Source organism: Streptomyces sp. SID8374 (assembly GCF_009865135.1).
Lineage (GTDB): Bacteria > Actinomycetota > Actinomycetes > Streptomycetales > Streptomycetaceae > Streptomyces.
The window spans coordinates 4528364-4550332 of the sequence record NZ_WWGH01000001.1 but is presented as its reverse complement, the minus strand read 5'-3'; the positions used below and the strand labels follow the sequence as shown (position 1 = coordinate 4550332).

Sequence of the window (21969 nt, the reverse complement as noted above, 5' to 3'; positions counted from 1 at the left end):
TCACGGAGCTGGGCGACAGTGCCGGGGGCTGGGGGTTTCATGGCGAAGGACACACCGCCCCGCTGGGACCGCAGGATGCAGCAGAGGCTGGCCTGCGGTGAGGCGGCGGCACTCGGTGAGCTGTACGACCGGTTCGCCTCGCTCGTCCACAGCCAGGCGCACCGGATGCTGGACGACGAGGACGCCGCCGACCTGGTCACCCGCGAGGTCTTCGCCCAGGTCTGGGAGAACCCCGAGGCGTACGACCCGAAGCAGGGCTCCATGCGCTCCTGGGTCGCCAAGCTCACCCACCGCCACTCCGTGCAGCGGCTGCGGCGCGCTGCCGCCGCCGCGTACGCCGAGGAGCACGGCGAGGGTGCCGTGCCGGACCCGGAGGAGCTGGAGCGGCGGGTGCGCAGCGCCACCGCGGCGGCCCGGGCCGACTACATCGTCTCCTCGATGCCCGTCTCCCTGCGGCAGGCGCTGGAGCTGGCGTACATCCAGCGCCGGGACTACCGGCAGACCGCGGCCGACCTCGGGGTCACCGAGGACGAGGCCCGCCGCCGGCTCCGGCTGGGGCTCCAGCTGCTGTCCACCGCCAACACCCGGCCGCTCGAAGGGTCCTCCCCACCCGGTTACGGACGCGTCCGGTGAGCGGCGACGGGCGCGAGGGCGACCGCCGCGACGACGAGGTGCGGGGCGCACGGCGCATACCGGGCCCGCGCGGCGCGGTGGACGACCTCGACCTGGAGGCGGTGGCGCGCCCCGTGCTGCCGCCGCCGGGAGCCCTCACGCCGGACGAGGCCGTGCCGGAGCAAGGGGTTCCGGAGGAGGACGAGGGCGTCGTGGCCGTGCCCGAGGCGGGCGCGGCGGCGGAGGAGGCCGGGCCCGGGGACGAGGCTGTGCCTGAGGACGCCGTGGCCGTGCCCGATGAACCCGACGCGGCTGATGATGAGCCCGTCGGCCCGGACCTCGCCGCCGTGCCGCCCGACACCGTGACCGACGCCTCCGCCCCGGTCCTCTCCCACCAGGTCCTCAAGGCCCTCCTCGGTGCCTGGGCGCTCTCAGCCTGTTCGGCCGAGGAGACCGCAGCCGTCGAGGAACACCTCACCGAGTGCGCACCCTGTGCGGACGAGGCGCTGCGGTTGCGGGACGCGGTGGGGCTGCTGCACACCGACGGCTCGCTGGACCTCGATCCGACGCTGCGGACCCGGGTGCTGGACGGCTGCCTGGGGCGCCGGCCGGCCCGCATCCCGATTCCGGAGTGGGCCACGGCGTACGACGCCGAGACCGCCCGGCTGGACGCGCTGCTCCGCGACATCGGCGACTCCGAGTGGCACGCGCCGGTGCGGCTCCAGTGGTTCGAGGAGGAGCGCGCGGTCACCCGCCGGACCACGGTCGCCGGGGTGATCGGCCATCTGATGGCCGTCGACGGGCTGGTCTCCGCCGCCCTCGGCCTGGACGACCCGCTCGGCGCGGACGGGGTGACCGGCGGGGCCGAGGTGCCGCTCTCGCCGGCCCGGCGCACCGAGACGTACTGGGCGGCCACGCACCCGCCCGCCACCCGGGCCGTCCGTGAGCCCTGGCGCGACCTCACCCACGAGCTGATCCGTACGGTGTCGCTGGCCGGGCCGAACGTGGCCGAGCGCTCCGTCTCGTACGGCGATTTCGCCCTGCCCCTCCAGGACGCGCTGCTGGACCGGGCGTTCGAGTGCTGGGTGCACGGCACGGACATCGCGGAGGCGGTGGACTACCCGTACCGGCCGCCGTCCGCCGCCCATCTGCACCGGATGATCGACCTGGCCGCCCGGATGCTCCCGGCCGCCCTCGCGGGGCGCCGCCGCGCCGGGCTCGCCGGACCGGTCAGGGACCTGGTGGCGCCCGGTGAGCCGGGCCGCTCGCTCCATCTGGAGGTCGAGGGGCACGGCGGCGGTGACTGGTACATCGCCCTCGACTCACCGGCCGCCGTCGGCTCGCCCGACCGCGCGGTGGCGCAGGTGGCCCTGAACGGGGTGGAGTTCTGCCAGCTCGTCGCGGGCCACATCTCGCCGGTCGAAGCGGCGGCGGGCCAGGAGGGCGACCGCGAGGCCATCCGCGACGTACTGTTCGCGTCGGCCTCGCTCAGCCGCCTGTAGCCGTCCGTACGCGGGTCAGTTGAAGATCACCGTACGGCGGCCGTTGAGCAGGATGCGCCGCTCCGCGTGCCACTTCACCGCACGGGCCAGCGCCTGGCACTCCACGTCCCGGCCGATCGCGACGAGCTGGTCGGGGGTCACGTCGTGGCCGACGCGCTCCACCTCCTGCTCGATGATCGGGCCCTCGTCGAGGTCGGCGGTGACGTAGTGCGCGGTGGCGCCGATCAGCTTCACGCCCCGGGCGTGCGCCTGGTGGTAGGGCTTGGCGCCCTTGAAGCTCGGCAGGAACGAGTGGTGGATGTTGATGATCCGGCCGCTCAGCTGCTTGCACAGGTCGTCCGAGAGGACCTGCATGTAGCGGGCGAGGACGACCAGCTCCACGTCCTCCTCGCGGACCAGCTCCAGCAGCTGCGCCTCGGCCTCCGGCTTGTTGTCCTTCGTCACCGGCAGGTGGCGGAAGGGGATGCCGTACGAGGCGGTGAGCTCGGCGAACTCCGTGTGGTTGGAGACGACGGCGGCGATCTCCACGGGCAGCGCCCCCGTACGGGAGCGGAACAGCAGGTCGTTGAGGCAGTGGCCGAACTTGCTGACCATCAGCACGATCCGCATCCGCTCCGCGGCCCGGTGGATCTGCCACTCCATCCGGAAGGCCTCCCCGATGGCGGCGAAGCTGGCGCGCAGCTTGTCGACCGTCACGGAGGCGTCCGCCGAGAAGTGGACCCGCATGAAGAACAGACCCGTGTCGTGGTCCCCGAACTGCTGGCTGTCCTCGATGTTGCAGCCGGTCATGAAGAGGTAACTCGACACGGCGTGCACGATGCCCTGTTTGTCGGGGCACGAGAGCGTGAGGACGTACTGCTCGGGCAGCGCGGTGTCCGAGGCGGCCTGGGGGGCGGTGGGCTGCGGTGCGGTCATCCTCGTAGGGTGCCACAGCCGCCGCGTACTAGGGCCTGTCGTCAAACTGCCGTCGTCGCCCGAAGGGCGGCCGCGCGGCGTCTGGTGCGTGCGATCGCACGGCGCCGGAATGGCCTCGTAGCGGAGCTACTTGGCCATTTCGGCAACGCCGGAGGGGGTCCCCCCTGCTCAAGCGAAGCCGAGAGCTTGGGGGAGTGCGTGCCAGACGCCGCACGGCAGACGGCAGTTTGACGACAGGCCCTAGGCGGCCCTGGTCATGATGCGGATGACGTCCAGGGAGCGCGGCGGGATGTCCGGGTCCTCGGCGTCGTTGGTGGCGAGCATCACATGCGCCTCGCGCGCCGCGCGGACCGCCTCCGGCCAGCCGTGGTGCTCCAGATAGGCGGAGACGGGGGCGTCCGCGCCGACCTGGTGCATGATCCGCAGGACACGCAGGGCGGCGGTGTCGACGGCGGCCGCCTCGGCGGAGTCCCTGAATATGGTGCCGACGTACTTCTCGGCGGACCAGTTGTCCAGCCAGGTGTCCTCGACCAGGCGGTACACGGCGTCGGTGACGTCCCCGTACCCCTCCCGGCCGGCGAGCCAGCACTCGTGGTGGAAGACGGGGTCGGAGAGCATGTGCAGCGCCGAGCGCACGTTGGTGCGCCAGCGCCACCACGGCATGTCAGTGAGCGGCATGACGCCCATGGTGGAGGAGCGACGGCCGCGACGGGAAGAGTTCTCCGAACCTTGCTGCACGGTCGTCGATCGTACGTTCCTTTTCGGCGGACTCGCGCGGGCCCCCGTAATTCACCTGGACGTCACCGAGCGTTGAACACGGCACACCGTGGCGTTACCCCTGGGGCGGGAGCGTTGCTGTCCATGACCGGACGGAGACGCACCGCCATCCCCCGCCCCTTCCAGTTCGTCATCGGCACGGTCGCGGCCGGGGCGCTGCTGCTCTCCGGCTGCGGTGCGCTCCCCGGCGGCTCGGGGGGCTCGGGGGAACCCGTCACCGTGATGACCTGGGCGCCCGACCGGGTGGACGACGCCGACGCGGTGAGCATGCCGGGCGTCCCCGCGATGGCCAGGACGTACGCGCGCTGGATCAACGAGCAGGGCGGCATCGACGGCCGCGAGCTGCGCGTGATCACCTGCGACGAGCACGACACCGCGGCGGGCGCCGAGCGGTGCGCCCGGCAGGCCGTGGACCGGAAGGTGGCCGCCGTCGTCGGCTCGTACAGCCGCCACGGCCAGAGCGCCATCCCGGTGCTGGAGTCCGGCGGCATTCCGTACATCGGCGGTTACGGCGCCTCCGACGAGGAGTTCCGCAGCTACCTCTCGTACCCGGTCAACGGCGGCCAGTCGGCGCTCCTGGCGGGCCACGGCCAGCAGCTCGCGGGCGGCTGCGAGCGGGTCGCGCTGGTGCGGCCCGACTCGCTCGGCGGCGCCCGGATGCCGCAGCTCCTCAACACCGGGCTGCTCGCCGCCCACCGGCCCGAGTCCACCGACATCCTGGCCCCGGAGAACGCCACCTCCTACGACGAGCCGGCCGCCAAGGCGCTGGACCGGCGCGAGGGCGGCAGCTGCGTCACGGCGGTGCTCGGCGCCGGTACGGAGACCTTCTTCGACTCCTTCCGCCGACTGGAGCCGGAGGGCGAGCGGGTCAGGGTCTCCTCCGTGCTCGGCAGCGTCAGCCAGCCGCTCATCGACCGCACGGGCGGCCCCAAGAGCCCCTTCGAGGGGGCCTACATCACCGGCTGGTACCCGGACGCGGGCGACGCCCGGTGGAACGGGATGCGTGACGTGATCCGGAAGTACGCCTTCGGGGACAACCGCATCGACCCGGACGACACGGGCGTGCAGACCACCTGGATCGCGTACACCGTGCTGAAGGCGGTCGTCGCGGCGATCGACGACGACACGATCACCGCGAACAAGGTCACGTCCACGCTCAACCGGGGCACCGAGGTCGACACGGGCGGTCTGACCCCGGTGCTCCGCTGGCGGTTCAAGGACCTGCTCGGCACCTCGCCCTACCCGCGCATCGTCAACGCGGAGGTGACGTTCCAGGTGGTCCGCAAGGGGCGGCTGATCGCCCAGAAGAAGGGCTTCGTGGATGTGACGGAGGCCCTGTCGGACGCCCGGCGGGCGGTCGGCTGAACCTGATCCCACCCGCCCGCCGGCCCGTGGAGCGCTACGGTCCGGTCGGTCCGGTCAGAGCTCCACGGGGGTGTGCTTGGTCAGGCCGTACTTCTCGGCGATGGCGTTCCACAGCCCCGAGGCCTCCTGCTTGGCCTTGGTCGCCACGCCGCTCTGCTCGTTGGCGCGGGCCGTCTCACGGGTCGACCGGGCCTGGCCGCCCTTGCAGACGCTCTTGTTCTTCTTCGCCTGCCGGGCCCAGGTGGCGTAGTGCTCGTCGGCCGCGGCGGAGGCCCTCCACGCCCTGGTGAGCGAGGAGTTGAGCGCCTCGTGCTGCGGCAGCCGGTCCAGGGTCAGGCCCTCCAGCCGGGTCACCAGGTCGCGGCGCTGCTGGGCGGCGTCCCTGAGGTCGGTGTTCGCCTGGTCCAGGTCCTTGCAGGACTTGATCTTCTCCACGGCGCTGATCACCGCCGCACGGCTGTTGTTGCTGTCGGCGAGCAGCTTGTCCAACGCCTCGGCCTGCGGCTTCGCGGGGTCGGCGGCCGCCTTCGTGGTGGGGGCGGTGGCGGGTGAACTCTGCGACGCCACGGGCTGCTTGTCGTCCTTGGCCTCGTCGCCGCCGCCGCTGAGCAGCGCACCGGCGCCGAGCCCGACGACCGCGCAGCCGACGACGACGGCGGCGATGAGCGGGATGTGGGCCGAGCGCCTGCGGGGGGCGTCGCCGCCGTCGTCGTGCAGGGGCGGCTCGGCGGCTCCGTCGCCGCCGCGCGGGCCCTGGAGCCCCGACTGGTAGCCCTGCGGCGCCTGGGGCGGCAACTGGCTGCCGGGCCCCGGGTAGCCGTAACCCTGCTGAGGCTGCTGGGGCTGGTGGTACTGCTGCTGGGGCATCTGCGTCGTGGCGTCCGCCGGGCCCTCGGAGCGGAACAGGTTGTCGAACTCCGCGGGCGGCTGCCGGTCTTCCGGCGCGCCCGGCCTGATCCCGTACGGGGCTCCGCCGGGCACCGGGGGTATGTACTGCGTGGCGTCCGCGTCCCCGCCGGCCGGGACCGGCGCGATGTACTGCGTGGCGTCGGCGTCCCCGCCCGGGAGGCCCTGGCCCGCCCCGGGACCGGCGCCCGCTTCCGGGGGGAGCGGCTGCGCGTACGGCTGGGGCTGGTGGTGCTGCTGCTGTTGGGGCGGGTACGGCTGGCCCTGCTGCTGCGGGTACTGCTGGTGCTGCTGATTCTGCTGGTACGGGTCGGAGTGCTGGGGCTGGTGCGGCTGCTGGTACGCCCCCGCGCCGCCCTGCCCGTACGCCTGGCCGTACTGCTGGTCCTGGCCGTACTGGTCCTGCCCCTGCGCGGGCGGCAACGGCTGAGCCTGGGGCTGCTGGGCCTGCTGCGGATACCCGTACGCACCCTGCGCCTGGCCGCCCGGCTGCCCCGGGACTTCGGACTGCGGCCCCCAGGGCCGGCCCCACGGCTCGCCGCCCGCGGGCACCGCCTGCCCGGCGTCCGGCCCGGCCTGCTGCCCGCCCTGGTCCGCCTGGCCGCCGGTGGGCGCCCCCGGGATCCAGGGGGCACCGCCGTCGGAGGGCAGCACGACACCTTCGTGCGCGGGTCGTCCAGCGGGATGCTGCTGCTCGCCGCCCTGTCCGCTCTGCGTCACCGGGACTCCTACGTGTGAACCAACGGAATCGTCGGCTCACGCTATCGGGTGGCCGCCCGCCTCCGCCAAGCGCGTGGTCCCCCTCACCACCCCTTCACAGGGCGGGTAACACCCAGCCCCCGCAGGACGCTGTTAACGGCCGACCCGCGACGAAGCCCCGCGCTGCCCCCGTACGAAGCCCCCGCGCGACCTCCGAAAGACCGGGCGGCGGCGGGCCGCCGGAGGGCCCCCGCCCCGGCCTCTGCCCCGGCCCTACGCACAGCCCTACGTCCCGGCCCCCGCCGCCCTCACGCCGCCTGGAGCTCCAGCCGCTCGCCGAACTCCCGTACCGCCGGCTCCTGTCCGTACGGCGCCAGCCGCTGCTGGAGGTCGTCGAGATATTCGGCGCCCCGGCTGGAGCGCACCGTCCCGAGCAGCTCCATCGCCCGCGTCCCCGTGTGGCAGGCGCGCTCCACCTCGCGCTGCTGCACCTGGGCCGAGGCGAGCAGCACCAGCCCGATGCCCCGGCGCCTGGCCCGGGTCTCCGGCAGGGCGGCCAGCGCCTCCTTGGCCCGCTTGGCGGCCTCCGGGGCCTGGCCGAGGTCGCGGTGGCAGTGGGCCAGCTCGTCCGCGAGGTAGCCGTGGTCGAAGTGGGCGATCCAGTCCGGGTCGTCGCCGCTCTCCGGGTCGGCCTGCTCCAGCGCGGCGACGGCCCGTGCCATCACGACGTGGCAGGTCCGGGCGTCCCCGAGCAGCGCGTGGCCCCGGGCCTCCGCCGCGTAGAACATCGCCTGGGCGCGGGGGGTGACCTGGCCCCGGGCGCCTTCCTGGGCGGCGCGGGCGAGTTGGGCGATCTCGCGCGGGTTGCCGAGCTGGGCGGCGAGGTGGCTCATGGAGGCGGCCAGGACATAGCCGCCGTACGCCCGGTCCCCGGCGGCCTGGGCCAGGCGCAGCGCCTGGATGTAGTAGCGCTGGGCGAGACCGGGCTGGCCGGTGTCGACCGCCATGTAGCCGCCGAGCTCGGTGAGCCGGGCGACGGCGGCGAACAGCTCGCGGCCGACCTGTTCGCGGTACGCCCCCGAAAGCAGGCCGGAGACCACGCTGTTGAGGTAGTGCACCAGGACCGGGCGGACATGGCCGCTGCCGAAGCGGTGGTCGAGGTCGGTGAGGGCGGTGGTCATCGCCTGCACCGCCGCCACGTCCGCCATCCCGACCCGGGCCCCGGCCACCCGTTCGACCTGGGGGTCCTTGCCGGAGATCAGCCAGTCGCGGCTGGGTTCGACCAGCGCGGAGGCGGCGACGGCGGAACCGGTGAGCAGATCGCGGCGGCCGACGTCGCTGCGCCACAGCTCGCAGACCTGCTCCACGGCTCCGGCGACGGTCGGCGCGTACTGGAGGCCCACGCCGGAGGCCAGGTTCTTGCCGTTGGCCATGCCGATCTCGTCGATCGTGACCGTACGGCCCAGCTTGCGGCCGAGCGCCTCGGCGATGATGCCCGGGGCCCGGCCCCGGGGCTGTTGTCCGCGCAGCCAGCGGGCCACGGAGGTCTTGTCGTACCGCAGATCGAGGCCGCGCTCGGCCCCGACCATGTTGACGCGGCGCGCGAGGCCCGCGTTGGAACAGGCGGCTTCCTGGATGAGCGTCTGGAGCCGTTCGTTGGGCTGGCGGGCTACGAGAGGCCTTGCTGCCACATTTCCCCCTGGAACAGTCTGAAAATACACGGATACGCGAATACACGGATACGCGGTGATCGATGGAGGGATCACTGCCCGTCACTCGCCCAAGAAATGCGCATATTCCATCGGCATTCGGTACGGGCACGGCGAGTTGCCCGGCCCTGGAGGGTGCTACCCGCCCATCGATCCACCACCTCACGCGCGCCCCCGCCCGTGCTCCGATGCGCCCCGCGTGCAGGATCGATGCACCGTGACCGGGTCGCGCGCGCCCGTAACCCCCGGTGGTGCCGGAAGTTGTGCTGGTCGTGGAAGAGCCCATCGGAGTCACGGAAGCCGCACAGGTCCCCCAGCAGCGGGGCGAGCACCTGCTCGACGCCGCGGTGCGGTACGCGGAAGAGCGCCACTGGGACGTGTTCCCCGGCACCTGGCTGGAGGCGGTGGAGGGCGGCGAGCGCTGCTCCTGCGGCGAGGCCGCCTGCCCGCTGCCCGGCGCTCACGCGGACCGGCCCGACTGGGCGGGCCAGGCGACCGGCAGCGGGGCGGCGGCCCGGCGCATGTGGTCCAGGCAGCCGCGCGCCTCGGTGCTCCTGCCGACCGGCCGCGCCTTCGACGCGCTGGAGGTCCCGGAGTCGGCGGGGTTCCTGGCGCTGGCCCGGATGGAGCGGATGGACCTCACGCTCGGCCCGGTCACCTGCACCCCGGACCGCCGGATGCTCTTCTTCGTGCTGCCGGGCGCGGCGGCCAAGGCCTCCGAGCTGGTGCGCGCGCTCGGCTGGAACGCGGAGGCGATCGACCTGACCGGGCGCGGCGAGGGCCACTACATCGCCGCGCCGCCCACCCGGGTCGGCGGCCGGGGCGCCGTGCAGTGGGCCCGTAAGCCCACCCAGGTCAACCGGTGGCTGCCCGATGTGGACGAGCTGATCAGCCCGCTGGCGTACGCCTGCGCACGTGAGGCGGCGGACGCCCGCGCCCGCGTCTCGTAGGGCGCGCGGCGGGACGTGCGCGTCGCATCCCGGCCCTGTAACACCTGTAACAGGGCTGTATTAGCGGAAGGTTGGATGGAACGAGCCTCCGGGCCGGGCCGATCTTGGTGGGCAGTCACGCCCGCTCCCACCGGGCGGACGCCACCTGGACCCGATCCTGAGGAAGAAACGATGCGCGTTCACCAGCTCACCTTCGCCGCCCTGGCCGTTGCCGCGGGCCTCTCCCTCACGGCCTGCGAGGACGGCGCCACGGGACAGGGCGGCGCGACGCCCGCACCCGCCGCGTCCTCGTCCGCCACCGTCGGCGGCGGTTCGGGCTCCGGCGGTTCGGACCAGGAGGGGTCGGAGCAGAGCGGCGGGAAGGACAGCGGGCAGGCCTCCGCGGGGAGCACCGGCGGGAGTTCCGGTGGGAGCGGCACGGCCGCCAAGGCCGCCAAGTGCCGTACCGACGCGCTGGAGATCACCGCCACGGACAGCACCGTCGGCGGCGACACCGCCGGCACCGTCGCCGTGGGGCTGAAGAACCGCGGCGGCAAGGACTGCACGCTCTCCGCGTACGCGGGCGTCGATCTGAAGACGAACGCGGGGCCGCTCTCCGCGAAGCGCACCGGTGAGCAGGCCGGCCCGTTCGTCCTCAAGGACGGGAAGACGGTGTACTTCGGCATCAGCTACCCGCTCAACAGCTCGGGCGGCTCCGGCGTCCGCATCACCGGGCTCGTGGTGACCCCGCCGGACGAGACGGAGTCGGTCACCCTGAACTGGCCGGGCGCGGCCACGCTGCCCGTCACGGACGGCTCCGGCTCGCCGGTGGAGGTCGGCCCGATCGGCAGCGCCGACCAGGGCGGCTGAGCGGCGGGGAACGGCGTTCCGGCAGGCCTTTCGTAGGGTGGTCCCCATCTAGCGGGGATATCGAAAGGCTGTGCCATGCCGGACCAGGCAGATGCACGTGACGTGACGGAGACGCACGGCGCGCGTACGGAGACGGGCGCGACGGCGGGCGGGGCGCGGACCGCGCCTCCCGCTGTGCGCGTACAGGGGCTGTGGAAGCGGTTCGGGGAACAGATCGCCGTCTCGGGGATCGATCTTGAGCTGCCCGCGGGCAAGTTCATCGGCCTGGTGGGGCCCAACGGGGCGGGCAAGACGACGACGCTCTCCATGGTCACCGGGCTGCTGCGGCCCGACATGGGGAAGATCGAGGTCGCGGGCCACGACGTGTGGACGGACCCGGTCGCGGTGAAGTCCCGGATCGGGGTGCTGCCGGAGGGGCTGCGGCTCTTCGAGCGGCTCTCGGGGCGCGAACTGCTGGCGTACAACGGGCGGTTGCGCGGTCTGCCGGGCGACGAGGTCGACAAGCGGGCCGCCCAGCTCCTCGACGTACTGGATCTCGCCGGTTCGCAGCACAAGCTGGTCGTCGACTACTCGACCGGCATGCGGAAGAAGATCGGGCTGGCCGCCGCCCTGCTCCACAACCCCGAAGTGCTCTTCCTGGACGAGCCGTTCGAGGGCGTCGACCCGGTGTCCGCCCAGACCATCCGGGGTGTGCTGGAGCGCTACACCCGGTCCGGGGCGACCGTGGTCTTCTCCAGCCATGTGATGGAGCTGGTGGAGTCGCTCTGCGACTGGGTGGCCGTGATGGCGGCGGGCCGGATCAAGGCGCAGGGCACGCTGGCGGAGGTACGCGGCGACGCGCCGTCGTTGCAGAACGCTTTCCTCGAACTGGTCGGCGCGGGCGGCCGGGACACCACCGGCGACTCCCTCGACTGGCTGGGCGGCACCCGATGAGCGTGCTGGACGCCCCCGTCACCGCCGCCGCCCCGGCCGCGCCGACGGCGGGCCTGACCCCCGTCTTCGTACAGCTCAAGCTGACGCTCCTGCGCAACGGGCTGCGGCAGTCGTCCGGGCGCAAGGCGGCGTTCATCGTCTCCCTCGTCTTCACGCTGCTGCTCGCGGCGGGCCAGGTCCTCGCCCTCGTCCTGCTGCGCGGCAACGCGCACGCGGGGACGGTCGTGGTGCTGCTGACGGCAGTCGTGGCGCTCGGCTGGGCGGTGCTGCCGCTCTTCTTCCCCAGCGGCGACGACACCCTCGACCCGACCCGGCTGGTGATGCTGCCGCTGCGGCCGCAGCCGCTGGTGCGGGCGCTGCTGGTCTCCTCGATGGTCGGGATCGGGCCGCTGTTCACCCTCTGTCTGGTGGTCGGTTCGGTGCTCGCGCTGGCGCACGGTCCAGCGGGCGTGGTGTTCGCGGTGCTCGCGGTCCCGCTGACGCTGCTGCTCTGCGTGGCGCTGTCGCGGGCCGTCGCCACCGCCAACGTACGGCTGCTCAACTCCCGCAAGGGCCGTGACCTGGCGGTGCTGAGCGGGCTGGTGATCGCGGTGGGCATCCAGTTCGTCAACTTCGGCGCGCAGCGGCTCGGCCAGGCCGGGGGCCTCTCGGCGCTGGAGCCGGCCGGGAATGTGGCGCGCTGGCTGCCCGGTGCCTCGGCGATAGCGGCGGTGGACGCGGCGTCGGAGGGTTCGTACGGGGTGGCGGTCCTCCAGCTGCTGGTCACGGTGGTGGCCCTGGGGGCGCTGGTGTGGATGTGGCAGCGGGGGCTGGTGAAGCTGATGACCGCGCCGGACGGCTCGACGCTGGCCGCCGCCGAACCGTCCCGCAAGGAGTCGGGCCGCACGGGGCTGTCCGGGCTGCTGCCGGAGGGGCGTACGGGCACGGTCGTGCAGCGCAGCCTGCGGTACGTGGCACGGGACCCGAAGACCAAGGCGGCCTGGGTCACCGCGCTGGCCATCGGTGCGATCGTGCCGCTGCTCAACGCGCTCCAGGGCACCGGGTCGATCTACTTCGCCTGCTTCGCCGCCGGGATGCTCGGCATGCAGATGTACAACCAGTTCGGCCAGGACACCTCCGCCTTCTGGATGGTGGCCCTGACGATCTCCTCGACCCGGGACGCGTACGTCGAACTGCGGGCGCGGGCCTACGCGCTGCTGCTGATCACGCTGCCGTACACGGTGCTGGTCTGTGTGGTGACGGCGGCGGTGCTGGGCCGGTGGCAGGCGCTGCCCGGGGTGCTCGGCCTCTCCTTCGCGCTGCTGGGCGCGATGCTGGGGATCGGGGCGGTGGCCTCGGCGCTCTTCCCGTACTCGATCCCGCAGGAGGGCGCGTTCAAGAACGTGGCGCCCGGGCAGGGCGGGCTGGCGTGGATCTCCATCATCAGCGGCATGCTGGCCGCGCCGGTGCTGGCCGGTCCGGTGATCGCGCTGACGGTCTGGCTGCACGTCGCGGACCACCACAGCGCGCTGTGGCTGGTGGTCCCGGCCGGTGCGGTGTACGGGGCGCTCATCGGGTGGGCGGGGCTGCGCATCGCGGCACCGCGCACGGCCAACCGGCTGCCGGAGATCCTGACGGCGGTCAGCAAGGGGTGAGCGGCGCCCTTCGGTTCCTGGAGGGTCAGGGGCGGCCGGTCCACCGGCGGTCCTACGGGGCGACCGGCTCCCGGTCGCCCCGGGCGTCCTCGGCGAGCTGTTCCAGGAACGGCTCCACCGCCGCCCGCCACCCCTCCGGCTGGTCGTAGTGGACGAGGTGGCCCGCGTCGGCCACCTCCGCGTACTGGCCGCGCGGCAGGACCCGCACCATCTCCTGCGCCTCGGCCCGCCCCAGCTCACCGTCGAGGCCGCGCAGCACGAGGGCGGGGCACCGCACCTGGGCCAGCTCCTCCCAGTGCGCGTCGTAGACCCAGGTGGCGCGGGAGCTGAGCATCTGGCTGCGGGAGAAGACCGGGCGCCAGCCGTCCTCCTTCTCCGCCATCACCTCGGCGTAGAACTCACCGCGCATGGGGTTCGGCCGCTCCACCCAGGGGTCGTCCTCGCCGAACCACTTCCGTACGTCGGCGAGGGTGGCGAAGGGCAGCGGCCAGGACTCGAACCAGTCGCTCCACTCGCGCTGCGAGGCCGCCCCGAGCGCGGAGGCCCGCATGTCGCAGATGACGACGGCCCGGACCAGGTCGGGGCGCTTGGCGGCGAGCTGCCAGCCGGTGAGCGCTCCCATGGCGTGGCCGACGACGGTGACGGGGCCGAGGTCCAGCTGTTCGATCGCGGCCTCGGCGTCGGCGACGTACGCGTCGCGGGTGTACGGGCCGTCGGCGGGCTTGTCGCTGCGGCCGTGGCCCCGCTGGTCGAGGCCGACCGCGCGGTACCGCTCGGAGAGCCAGCGGGCGGTGGGGGCCCAGTGGGAGGCCCGGCCCATCAGCCCGTGCAGCAGTAAGACGCCGGGGGCGCGGTCCGCTCCCGCCCCCTCCGTCCCCGCACGCTCCTTCGGCGGGTCCGCGAACTCCCACGCCGCGAGGCGTACGCCGTCGGATCCGGTCACATCGATGCGCCGCACCATAGTCTCTGGCACCCCCTTCTGGTCCTCGATCACCATGGGCCCTCGATCGCCGCGCGGACGCGGATCACCGCATGCTCGCACCACGCCAGACTATCGAACTCTTATTCGAAAACAGGGATCCGCCGCTCAACACCCCACGTTCGAGTGACATGCGACGAGGATTGCCGTCGGCCGCCCTGGGGAGATCTTCAACGGGAGGCGGACCGCTCGGGGACAGGGGTCCGTGGGGAACGACCTTGAGAGCTCGGGGCTCCAGGTCGACAAAGGGGAGGACCGACCCCGGCGCCCTCGGGCGCCGGGGTCGACCGCTGTCCACGACAACGATGGCGAAAGACGGTGGAGGGGTCACCGAACCATCCCTGACCAGGGCATCCGGGACCGTGGCAGCCACCGGACGGCGGACGTGCCGGTACGACGGGCGCATTCCCTGCTCCCTCCCCGACCATGCCGGCCGCATCCGGTCCGGCACTCTCAGGTCATATGCCTGGCCTCAGCCTGGCACGCCATCGCCCCGCCCGCTGCAATTCCCCCGGGAAACCCGCCCCAGCCCGTCCGGCCCCATTCCAGCCCGTCCGGCGTTTGAGGACGGAACCCTGGCGGTGGTGACCGACGCGCCGAACGTCGTACGGCCCCAGGGGTGCCCGGGTCAACGACGCCAACGGCGTCAGCGCTTGGCCACGAACACGTGCGAAGCAACCTCCGCGTCCAGCTCCGCCGCCTCCCCGCTGGAGCCGACCAGCACCCCGCCGGGCGACTCGGTCACGCTGACCACCGAACCGGGCTGGACCCCGGCCCTCCGCAGCGTGTACATCAGCTGGGCGTCCGTCTGGATCGGCTCCCCGATCCGCCGTACGACCACGGTCTTGCCCTCCGAGCCCGGGTCCAGCTCCGCCAGGCTCACCATCGAGGCGTCCAGGAACGGGTCGGCCTCCGCCTTCTCGCCCAGCTCCTCCAGGCCCGGGATCGGATTCCCGTACGGAGACTCCGTCGGGTGGCGCAGCAGCTCCAGCACCCGCCGCTCCACGGCCTCGCTCATCACGTGCTCCCAGCGACAGGCCTCGGCGTGGACCTGCTCCCACTCCAGGCCGATCACGTCGACCAGCAGGCACTCGGCCAGCCGGTGCTTGCGCATGACGCGGGTGGCCAGGCGGCGGCCCTCCTCGGTCAGCTCCAGGTGGCGGTCCCCCGCGACCTGGACCAGGCCGTCGCGCTCCATGCGGGCCACCGTCTGGCTGACGGTCGGACCGCTCTGGTCCAGCCGTTCGGCGATCCGGGCGCGCATGGGCACCACGCCTTCCTCTTCCAGTTCGAGGATGGTGCGGAGATACATCTCCGTGGTGTCGATCAGTCCGGACATACGTGCCCCTCGATGCTGTGACTAGAAAACGTCGTGCGATGGCCCTGCACCAATTCTGACGCATAGCAACGACAACCGTGCCGCCCCGACCGAAGACCGTGCGACGGACGCCGCCGGGCGCTATTGACAGGCCACTGGTCCAGACCGCAACGTGATCGGCGGCACAGCCATTCCCACCCCGCCGAAACCCCTGCGCAATCCCGTCGAAAGGGCTCTCCTCGATGAGCGACAGCAAGCTGGCCGGTCAGTTCTTCGATGCGGCGATCGGCCTGCTCCAGCGGGTGCGGGACGAGGAGGCGGGCTCCATCGCGGCGGCGGGTTCGGCCATCGCCGACACGGTCGAGGCGGGCGGCCGGCTCTTCGCGTACGGCGCCGGGCACTCCTCCCTCGCCGCCCAGGACGTCGTCTACCGGGCGGGCGGGCTGGCCCTGATGAACCTGCTCACGGTGCCCGGTACCACCGGCGTGGACGTCATGCCCGCCACCCTCGGCTCCGCCCTGGAGCGGGTGGACGGCCTGGCCTCGGCGGTCCTGGACTCCAGCCCGGCGACGGCGGGCGACGTGCTCGTGATCATCTCGCTCTCCGGCCGCAACGCGCTCCCGGTCGAGATGGCCCAGAACGCCCGGGCCCTGGGGCTGAAGGTCATCGGCGTGACCTCGGTGGCGTACGCGGAGAACACCCGCTCCCGGCACACCTCGGGCGGCTTCCTGCGCGACCACTGCGACATCGTCCTCGACAGCAAGATCGCGATCGGCGACGCGGAGCTGACCTCCCCCGGCATCGAGGCCCCCTTCGCCCCGGCCTCCACCGTCGTCACCAGCGCGATCATGCAGTCGATGATGGCGGCGGCCTCCGAGCAGCTGGTGGCCCGTGGCATCGAACCGCCGCTCCTGCGCTCGGGGAACGTGGACGGCGGCCACGACTGGAACGGCCGGGTCATGACGGAGTACCGCGAGCGGATCTTCTACCGCCACTGAGCCCCGGCCCTCATGCACAGGTGGGCAGCGTCACCCGGGCCGTCAGTCCCCCGCCCGGGTTCGCCGTGGCGCCGACGTCCCCGCCGTGCGCCCGCGCGACCGACGCCACGATGGAGAGCCCGAGCCCCGCGCCCTCGCCCGGTGCGTGGCGGCGGGCCTGTGCCCGGCGGAACGGTTCGAACAGCAGCGGCAGGGCCGCCGGGTCCACCACGGGCCCCGTGTTGGCGACCTCCAGGCCGCCCGGGCCGACCCGGACCCGTACGGTCCCGCCGGGGTGGTTGTGGCGCAGCGCGTTGGCGACCAGGTTGTGCACGAGGTGGTCCAGGAGGACCGGGTCGCCCTGCACGCTCACCGGCCGGGCCTCCACGTCGACGGTCACGTCCCGCTCCTCCGCCTCCGCCGCCAGCGCCTCGGTGGCCGTGGCGGTGGTGGCGTCCAGGGCGACCCGTTCGCGCCGCCGCAGCCCCTCGTCGGAGACCGCGAGGAGCAGCAGGCCCTCGATGAGCTGCTCGCTGTTGTCGGCGGTGTCGATGAGCTTGTCCCGGATCCAGGCGACCTTCTCGGGCGGCGGGTCGTCGGCGAGTCCGATCTCGGCGGCGGCCCGCTGCACGGCGAGCGGGGTGCGCAGCTCATGGGCGGCGTTGGCGGCGAACCGCTGCCGGGCGGCGACCAGCTGCTCTATCCGGTCCAGCATCCCGTCGAAGGTGTCGGCCAGCTCCTTGAGTTCGCCGGGCGGGGCCTTGAGCGCGATCCGCTCGTGGAGGTTGGAGCCGGAGAGCCGTCGGGCCCGGGCGGTGATGACCCCGACGGGCCGCAGCACCCGGCCCGCCATCCACCAGGCGAGGGCGACGGAGAGCGCCGAGTAGACGGCGAGGGAGAGCGCGGAGACGGTGAGGAGCTGGTGGAGCACGGCGTCCCCGGCGGCGGTGGAGACCTTCCGCGCGACCGCGTACTGGCCGGGCTGGATCACGGTGGTCTGCGCCCAGTCGGAGGTGGGCAGCAGGGGCGCGGAGGCGGCGTCCAGCCGGGAGGCGGGGACGGCGGGGGCGACGGCGGTCATGACGCTGCTGTAGAGCCCGTCGCTGACCAGCACGTAGACGAGCCCCATGAGCAGGACCCCGGCCAGCACGAGCAGGCCGCCGTAGAGCGCGGTGAGTCGCGCGCGTTCGCTGTTCACCGGGCTGCGCCGTTCCCGCCGCCCGCCACGGGTCCGCCCCCGATGCGGTACCCGGCACCCGGCACGGTCTCGATCACGGGTGGCGCCCCCAGTTTCGTACGGAGCTTGGAGAGGGTGACCCGGACCGCGTTGGTGCGGTAGCTGGTGTCCTCCTCCCACACCTCCTCGATCAGGTCGTCGCCGCTGACGACGGCGCCCTCGGCCCGCAGGAGGGTTTCCAGCACGGCGAACTCCTTGCGGGAGAGAGACAGGTAGCGGCCGTCGCGGCAGACCTGGCGGCGGGCGGTGTCGAGGGTCAGTCCGGCCCGTTCCAGGACCGGTGGGAGGGCCGGGCGGGAGCGGCGGCCGAGGGCGAGGACCCGGGCGAGGAGTTCGTCGTACGCGAACGGCTTGGTCAGGTAGTCGTCGGCGCCGAGCCCGAGGCCGGCCACCCGGTCCCGTACGGCCCCCGAGGCGGTGAGCATCAGGATCCGGGTCAGCAGGCGCGCGCCGACGACCCGGCGGCACACCTCGTCACCGTGCAGCCCGGGCAGGTCGCGGTCGAGGATCATCACGTCGTACGCGCCGAAACGGAGCTTCTCCAGCGCGGTCGGCCCGTCGGGGGCGATGTCCACCGCGACGGCGTCGCGGCGCAGCCCCTCGGCGATCATCTCCGCCAGGAATTCCTCGTCCTCCACCAGCAGCACGCGCATGGGCCCTGTGTACCCGAAAGCGATGTTTCGCCGGTGTAAGCACCGGCGCTGAGAGAAACGAAACCGCCTCCTCGCGCACGCTCGGGCCGTCCCTTCGACGTTACGAGGAGCCCTTCATGACCTTTCTCCCCGCACGGCGGCGCACCATCGCCGCCGCCTGCCTGCTCGCCGCGACCGTCGTCCTGTCCGCCACGGCCTGTACGGGCGGCGGCGGCAGCGGCGGGACGAAGGACGGCGGGTCGGCGTCCACCACGAAGAAGACGGAGGAGGACCAGGCGCTGGAGCACCGCAAGTGCCTCCGGAAGCAGGGCCTGAACATCCCCGAGCCGAAGCCGGGCGAGAACGGCATGGGGGTCACCATCGACGGCGGCTCCAAGAGCCGGAAGGAGATGGAGAAGGCGTTCAAGGCCTGCGAGGACAAGGCGGTCGGCGGCGGGCCCAAGGAGCTGACGCAGGCGGAGAAGGACAAGATGGTCGCCTTCGCGCGGTGCATGCGGAAGAACGGCTTCGACATGCCGGACCCGAAGTTCGAGGGCGGGGCGGCGCAGGCGCTGCCCGCGCCGAAGCCGCAGGAGATGAAGAAGTTCGAGAAGGCCAACAAGGCGTGCGAGAGCGTGGGCCGATGAGGCGCGGACGGGCCGTGGCGGCGGTGGCGGCGGTGCTCGCGGTGACGGCCGGGACGATCGCGGTCACCCAGCTCGGCGGGGGCGGTACGGAGTCGGCCGGTGCGAACACCGGGCTGCCGCCGGCCACCGCCCCGGTCCTGCGCGGCGACCTGCGCGACAGCGCCCAGGCGGAGGGGACCCTCGGCTACGACAAGCAGCGCAAGATCAACGCGGGCGCGGCGGGCACCCTGACCTGGGCCCCGCGCACCGGGTCGACCGTCAAGCGGAACGAGCGGCTGTACGAGGTCGACGGGCGGGCGGTCCGGCTGATGTACGGGGCGGGGCCCATGTACCGGACGCTGAAGCCGGGCGACAAGGGCCGGGACGTGGAGCAGCTGGAGCGCAATCTCGCCGCCCTCGGCTACACCGGCTTCACCCCGGACACCGAGTACACCGAGCTGACGGCGGCGGCCGTCAAGCGCTGGCAGAGGGCGAACGACGTCAAGCGGACGGGCAAGGTGGGCCCGCAGGACGTCACGTTCGCCCCGGGGAAGGTCCGGATCAGGAGCGTGGAGGCGGCGGTCGGCGACCTGGCCCAGCCGGGCACCCCGGTCCTCACCACGACCGGCTCCGAGCGGATCGTGACCTTCGAACTGGACGTGGCGGAGAGCCAGTTGGCCAAGGCGGGCACCAAGGTCGACGTGGAGCTGCCGGACGGCACCAGCGCGCCCGGCACGGTCTCCTCGGTCGGCCGGACGGCGAAGCCCGGCAAGGACCCGCAGGACACCGGCCCGAAGGTGACCCTGACGGTCTCCTTCGACAAGCCGGACGATGTCGGCGGCTTCGACCAGTCACCGGTGACGGTGAACCTCACCGGCGAGACCCGTAAGAACGTCCTGACCGTCCCCGTGAACGCGCTCCTGGCCCTGCCCGGCGGCGGCTTCGGTGTGGAGGTCGTACGGAACGGCACGGTCCGCGAGGTGAAGGTGGAGCTGGGCATGTTCGCGGACGGCCGGGTCGAGGTGTCGGGCGGCGGTCTCAGCGAGGGCATGAAGGTCGGGGTGCCGAAGATATGAGCGGTACGTACGAGGTCGGCGGTACGAACGCGGTCAACGGTACGCACGAGGCCAGCGGCACGAACGCGGTCGGCGGCACGAACCAGGCGAGCGGCACGCACGCGGTCGGCGCCACGAACACTGTCGGCGCCACGAACGCGGTCATCGGTACGAACGAGGCCGAAGGCGGGACCACGGTCATCGGTACGAACGCAGCCGAGGCCGGAACCACGGTCGTCGGCCTCCGCGGCGTCACCAAGGAGTACGCGGGCGGGGTCACCGCCCTGCGCGGGGTGGACCTCACCGTGCGGGAGGGCGAACTCCTCGCCATCGTCGGCCCGTCCGGCTCCGGCAAGTCCACGCTGCTGCACATCGTCGGCACCCTGGACCGCCCCACCACCGGCTCCGTCCACATCGCGGGCCATGACGTGGCGGCCCTCTCCGACCGCCGCCTCTCCGCCCTGCGCGCCCAGCACGTGGGCTTCGTCTTCCAGGCGTTCCACCTGGTCCCGGGCGTCTCCGCGCGCGACAACGTGGCCGAGGGCCTGCTCTACTCCGGCCTTCCCCGCCCCGTACGCCGCCGCAGGGCCGCCGAGGCGCTGGACCGGGTCGGGCTGGCGGACCGCCTGGACCACAAGCCGCACCAGCTCTCGGGCGGCCAGAAGCAGCGGGTCGCCATCGCGCGGGCGGTCGTCGGTGAGCCCGCCCTGCTGCTGGCCGACGAGCCGACGGGGGCGCTGGATACGGCGTCGGGCGCGGCGGTGATGGAGCTGCTGCGGGACCTGAACCGGGAGGGGGCGACGATCGCGGTGATCACGCACGACACGGAGATCGCGGGGAGCCTGCCGCGCGAGGTGCGGATCAGGGACGGCGAGGTGGTGGCGGACGTAAGGAATCCGCCTGTACGCCGGCCCATGACGGCAGGGGCGAAGCTGTGAGCCGCACAGGCCGGGGGCGGGGACGGCTGAAGGCGGCCCGCCTGGGCCCCCGGGACGTCCTCCACGTCGGCTCGTCCGGCCTCCGCAGCCGCCCGATGCGGGTGGTCCTCTCCGCGCTGGGCATCGCCATCGGCATCGCGACGATGATCTCCGTGGTCGGCATCTCCGCCTCCAGCCAGGCCCAACTGCTCCGCGAACTCGACAAGTTGGGCACCAACCTCCTGGTCGCCTCGCCCGGCGACTCGATGTTCGCCGGAGAGGACGTACGGCTGCCCGAGGGCTCGGTCGGGATGGTGGGCCGGATCAAGGGGGTCCAGGAGGTGGGGGCCACCGCCGACCTCGACGCGACCGTACGCCGCAACGAGAGGATCGACGAGGGCGATACGGGCGGGATCACGGTCAAGGCGACCACGGCCGACCTGCTCCGCGTCCTGCGCGGCGAGGTGCGCAGCGGCAGCTGGCTCAACGCGGCGACCGGCCGCTACCCCTCGGTGGTGCTCGGCCATGTCGCCGCCGAACGCCTCGGCGTCACCAGGCCCGGACAGCAAGTGTGGCTGGGCGACCGGCACTTCACGGTCATCGGCATCCTCGCCCCGCTCCCCCTCGCCCCGGAGATCGAACGTTCCGCGCTGGTCGGCTGGGAGGGCGCGAAGCGGCTGCTGGGCTTCGAGGGCCACCCGACGTCGGTGTACGAGCGGTCGGACGACGCGGCGGTGCGGGACGTACGCAAGGTCATGGCGGCGACGGTCGACCCGCAGAACCCGCAGAACGTGAAGGTCACCGACCCGTCGTCGGCGCTGCGCGCGAAGGCGGCGACCGAGGGGGCGTTCAGCAGTCTGCTGCTGGGCCTGGGCGGTATCGCGCTGCTGGTCGGCGGCGTCGGAGTGGCCAACACCATGATCATCTCGGTGCTGGAGCGCCGGTACGAGATCGGGCTGCGCCGCTCGCTGGGCGCGACCCGGGGCCAGATCCGGATCCAGTTCGTCACGGAGTCCCTGATGCTGTCGGGCCTGGGCGGTCTGGCGGGGGTGGCGCTGGGCGCGGCGGCGACGGGGGTGTACGCGCACTCCGGCGGGCTGCCGTGGGTGGTGCCGCTCTGGGCGGTCGGCGGGGGCTTCGGCGCGACGCTGGTGATCGGCACGGTGGCGGGCCTCTACCCGGCGGTGCGGGCCTCCCGCCTCTCCCCGACGCTGGCGCTGCACGCGGCGTGAGGGAGCGTCCGCCACGGAAGGTACGCGCCCTCCTGCCCGGGCGTACCCCGGCGGGCAGGAGGACGTGAGGGAGTGTCCGCCACGGAAGGAACGGGCCCTTCTGCCCGGCCGTACCCCGGGGGCAGGAGTAACTGCCCCCGCGGGC

Annotated in this window: 20 protein-coding genes; 12 read left to right on the top strand and 8 right to left on the bottom strand. The window is 73.1% G+C overall.

The annotated features are described in order from the left end of the window. Nucleotides 1–39: 39 nt before the first annotated feature. Both GTY67_RS20240 and GTY67_RS20235 read left to right on the top strand, forming a co-directional pair. On the top strand, nucleotides 40–633 hold the full coding sequence (locus GTY67_RS20240) for a sigma-70 family RNA polymerase sigma factor (RefSeq protein WP_093687346.1): 594 nt from the start codon (nucleotides 40–42) through the stop codon (nucleotides 631–633). Next, nucleotides 630–2114 carry a zf-HC2 domain-containing protein gene (locus GTY67_RS20235; RefSeq protein WP_161279585.1) on the top strand — a complete coding sequence of 495 codons (1485 nt, stop codon included), beginning with the start codon at nucleotides 630–632 and terminating at the stop codon, nucleotides 2112–2114. Before GTY67_RS20240 ends, GTY67_RS20235 begins: the two co-directional genes overlap by 4 nt. Before the next feature lie 15 nt (nucleotides 2115–2129). Here GTY67_RS20235 and purU read toward each other — a convergent pair whose 3' ends face one another. Both purU and GTY67_RS20225 read right to left on the bottom strand, forming a co-directional pair. Beyond that, nucleotides 2130–3029 carry a formyltetrahydrofolate deformylase gene (gene purU, locus GTY67_RS20230; protein WP_093687342.1) on the bottom strand — a complete coding sequence of 300 codons (900 nt, stop codon included), beginning with the start codon at nucleotides 3027–3029 and terminating at the stop codon, nucleotides 2130–2132. Between the two features lie 240 nt (nucleotides 3030–3269). Further along, on the bottom strand, nucleotides 3270–3716 hold the full coding sequence (locus GTY67_RS20225; RefSeq protein ID WP_018510773.1) for a hypothetical protein: 447 nt from the start codon (nucleotides 3714–3716) through the stop codon (nucleotides 3270–3272). 174 nt (nucleotides 3717–3890) lie between these two features. Between GTY67_RS20225 and GTY67_RS20220 the strand changes: the two genes are divergently transcribed. After that, nucleotides 3891–5171 (top strand): ABC transporter substrate-binding protein, encoded by a 1281-nt coding sequence (locus GTY67_RS20220; RefSeq protein WP_161279584.1) that lies wholly within the window; start codon nucleotides 3891–3893, stop codon nucleotides 5169–5171. Between the two features lie 54 nt (nucleotides 5172–5225). On the opposite strand, the gene GTY67_RS20215 is transcribed toward GTY67_RS20220, so the two are convergent. Both GTY67_RS20215 and GTY67_RS20210 read right to left on the bottom strand, forming a co-directional pair. Further along, complete coding sequence (locus GTY67_RS20215) at nucleotides 5226–6797, bottom strand: hypothetical protein (RefSeq protein ID WP_161279583.1); 1572 nt, start codon at nucleotides 6795–6797, stop codon at nucleotides 5226–5228. 287 nt (nucleotides 6798–7084) lie between these two features. Continuing rightward, the gene (locus tag GTY67_RS20210) at nucleotides 7085–8467 is read right to left on the bottom strand and encodes a transcriptional regulator (RefSeq protein WP_093687336.1); all 1383 of its coding nucleotides are present in this window, start codon (nucleotides 8465–8467) and stop codon (nucleotides 7085–7087) included. Nucleotides 8468–8748: 281 nt separating this feature from the next. Here GTY67_RS20210 and GTY67_RS20205 point away from each other — a divergent pair, with 281 nt between their 5' ends. The 4 genes from GTY67_RS20205 (at nucleotide 8749) to GTY67_RS20190 (ending at nucleotide 12851) form a co-directional block, all read left to right on the top strand. After that, nucleotides 8749–9435 (top strand): bifunctional DNA primase/polymerase, encoded by a 687-nt coding sequence (locus GTY67_RS20205; protein WP_161280194.1) that lies wholly within the window; start codon nucleotides 8749–8751, stop codon nucleotides 9433–9435. A 171-nt stretch (nucleotides 9436–9606) separates the two neighbouring features. Next, a complete protein-coding gene (locus GTY67_RS20200) occupies nucleotides 9607–10284 on the top strand; it encodes a DUF4232 domain-containing protein (protein ID WP_161279582.1) in 678 nt (225 codons plus the stop codon). 75 nt (nucleotides 10285–10359) lie between these two features. Next, complete coding sequence (locus tag GTY67_RS20195; RefSeq protein WP_161279581.1) at nucleotides 10360–11217, top strand: ABC transporter ATP-binding protein; 858 nt, start codon at nucleotides 10360–10362, stop codon at nucleotides 11215–11217. After that, complete coding sequence (locus tag GTY67_RS20190) at nucleotides 11214–12851, top strand: transporter (RefSeq protein WP_161279580.1); 1638 nt, start codon at nucleotides 11214–11216, stop codon at nucleotides 12849–12851. Before GTY67_RS20195 ends, GTY67_RS20190 begins: the two co-directional genes overlap by 4 nt. 52 nt (nucleotides 12852–12903) lie before the next feature. Here the strand turns inward: GTY67_RS20190 and GTY67_RS20185 are convergent, their stop codons facing one another. Continuing rightward, a complete protein-coding gene (locus GTY67_RS20185) occupies nucleotides 12904–13812 on the bottom strand; it encodes an alpha/beta hydrolase (RefSeq protein WP_093687433.1) in 909 nt (302 codons plus the stop codon). 664 nt (nucleotides 13813–14476) lie between these two features. Continuing rightward, nucleotides 14477–15169 carry a metal-dependent transcriptional regulator gene (locus GTY67_RS20180; protein WP_093687326.1) on the bottom strand — a complete coding sequence of 231 codons (693 nt, stop codon included), beginning with the start codon at nucleotides 15167–15169 and terminating at the stop codon, nucleotides 14477–14479. Between the two features lie 221 nt (nucleotides 15170–15390). Between GTY67_RS20180 and GTY67_RS20175 the strand changes: the two genes are divergently transcribed. Next, nucleotides 15391–16146, top strand: a complete 756-nt coding sequence (locus GTY67_RS20175; RefSeq protein WP_093687324.1) for an SIS domain-containing protein — start codon at nucleotides 15391–15393, stop codon at nucleotides 16144–16146. A 10-nt stretch (nucleotides 16147–16156) separates the two neighbouring features. Here the strand turns inward: GTY67_RS20175 and GTY67_RS20170 are convergent, their stop codons facing one another. Further along, entirely contained in the window at nucleotides 16157–17323 is a 1167-nt protein-coding gene (locus GTY67_RS20170; RefSeq protein ID WP_161279579.1) for an ATP-binding protein, read from the bottom strand. Beyond that, on the bottom strand, nucleotides 17320–18015 hold the full coding sequence (locus GTY67_RS20165) for a response regulator transcription factor (RefSeq protein ID WP_161279578.1): 696 nt from the start codon (nucleotides 18013–18015) through the stop codon (nucleotides 17320–17322). The genes GTY67_RS20170 and GTY67_RS20165 overlap by 4 nt, the downstream gene beginning before the upstream one ends. 116 nt (nucleotides 18016–18131) lie before the next feature. Here GTY67_RS20165 and GTY67_RS20160 point away from each other — a divergent pair, with 116 nt between their 5' ends. From GTY67_RS20160 to GTY67_RS20145, 4 genes are read left to right on the top strand one after another with little or no spacing between them, the layout of a single operon-like run. Then, the gene (locus tag GTY67_RS20160; protein ID WP_161279577.1) at nucleotides 18132–18641 is read left to right on the top strand and encodes a hypothetical protein; all 510 of its coding nucleotides are present in this window, start codon (nucleotides 18132–18134) and stop codon (nucleotides 18639–18641) included. Next, nucleotides 18638–19696, top strand: a complete 1059-nt coding sequence (locus tag GTY67_RS20155; RefSeq protein ID WP_202461507.1) for a peptidoglycan-binding protein — start codon at nucleotides 18638–18640, stop codon at nucleotides 19694–19696. Before GTY67_RS20160 ends, GTY67_RS20155 begins: the two co-directional genes overlap by 4 nt. Beyond that, nucleotides 19693–20613, top strand: coding sequence for an ABC transporter ATP-binding protein (locus GTY67_RS20150; protein ID WP_343238716.1), 921 nt, complete (start codon nucleotides 19693–19695; stop codon nucleotides 20611–20613). The genes GTY67_RS20155 and GTY67_RS20150 overlap by 4 nt, the downstream gene beginning before the upstream one ends. Continuing rightward, a complete protein-coding gene (locus GTY67_RS20145) occupies nucleotides 20610–21824 on the top strand; it encodes an ABC transporter permease (protein WP_093687313.1) in 1215 nt (404 codons plus the stop codon). The genes GTY67_RS20150 and GTY67_RS20145 overlap by 4 nt, the downstream gene beginning before the upstream one ends. Nucleotides 21825–21969 lie beyond the last annotated feature (145 nt).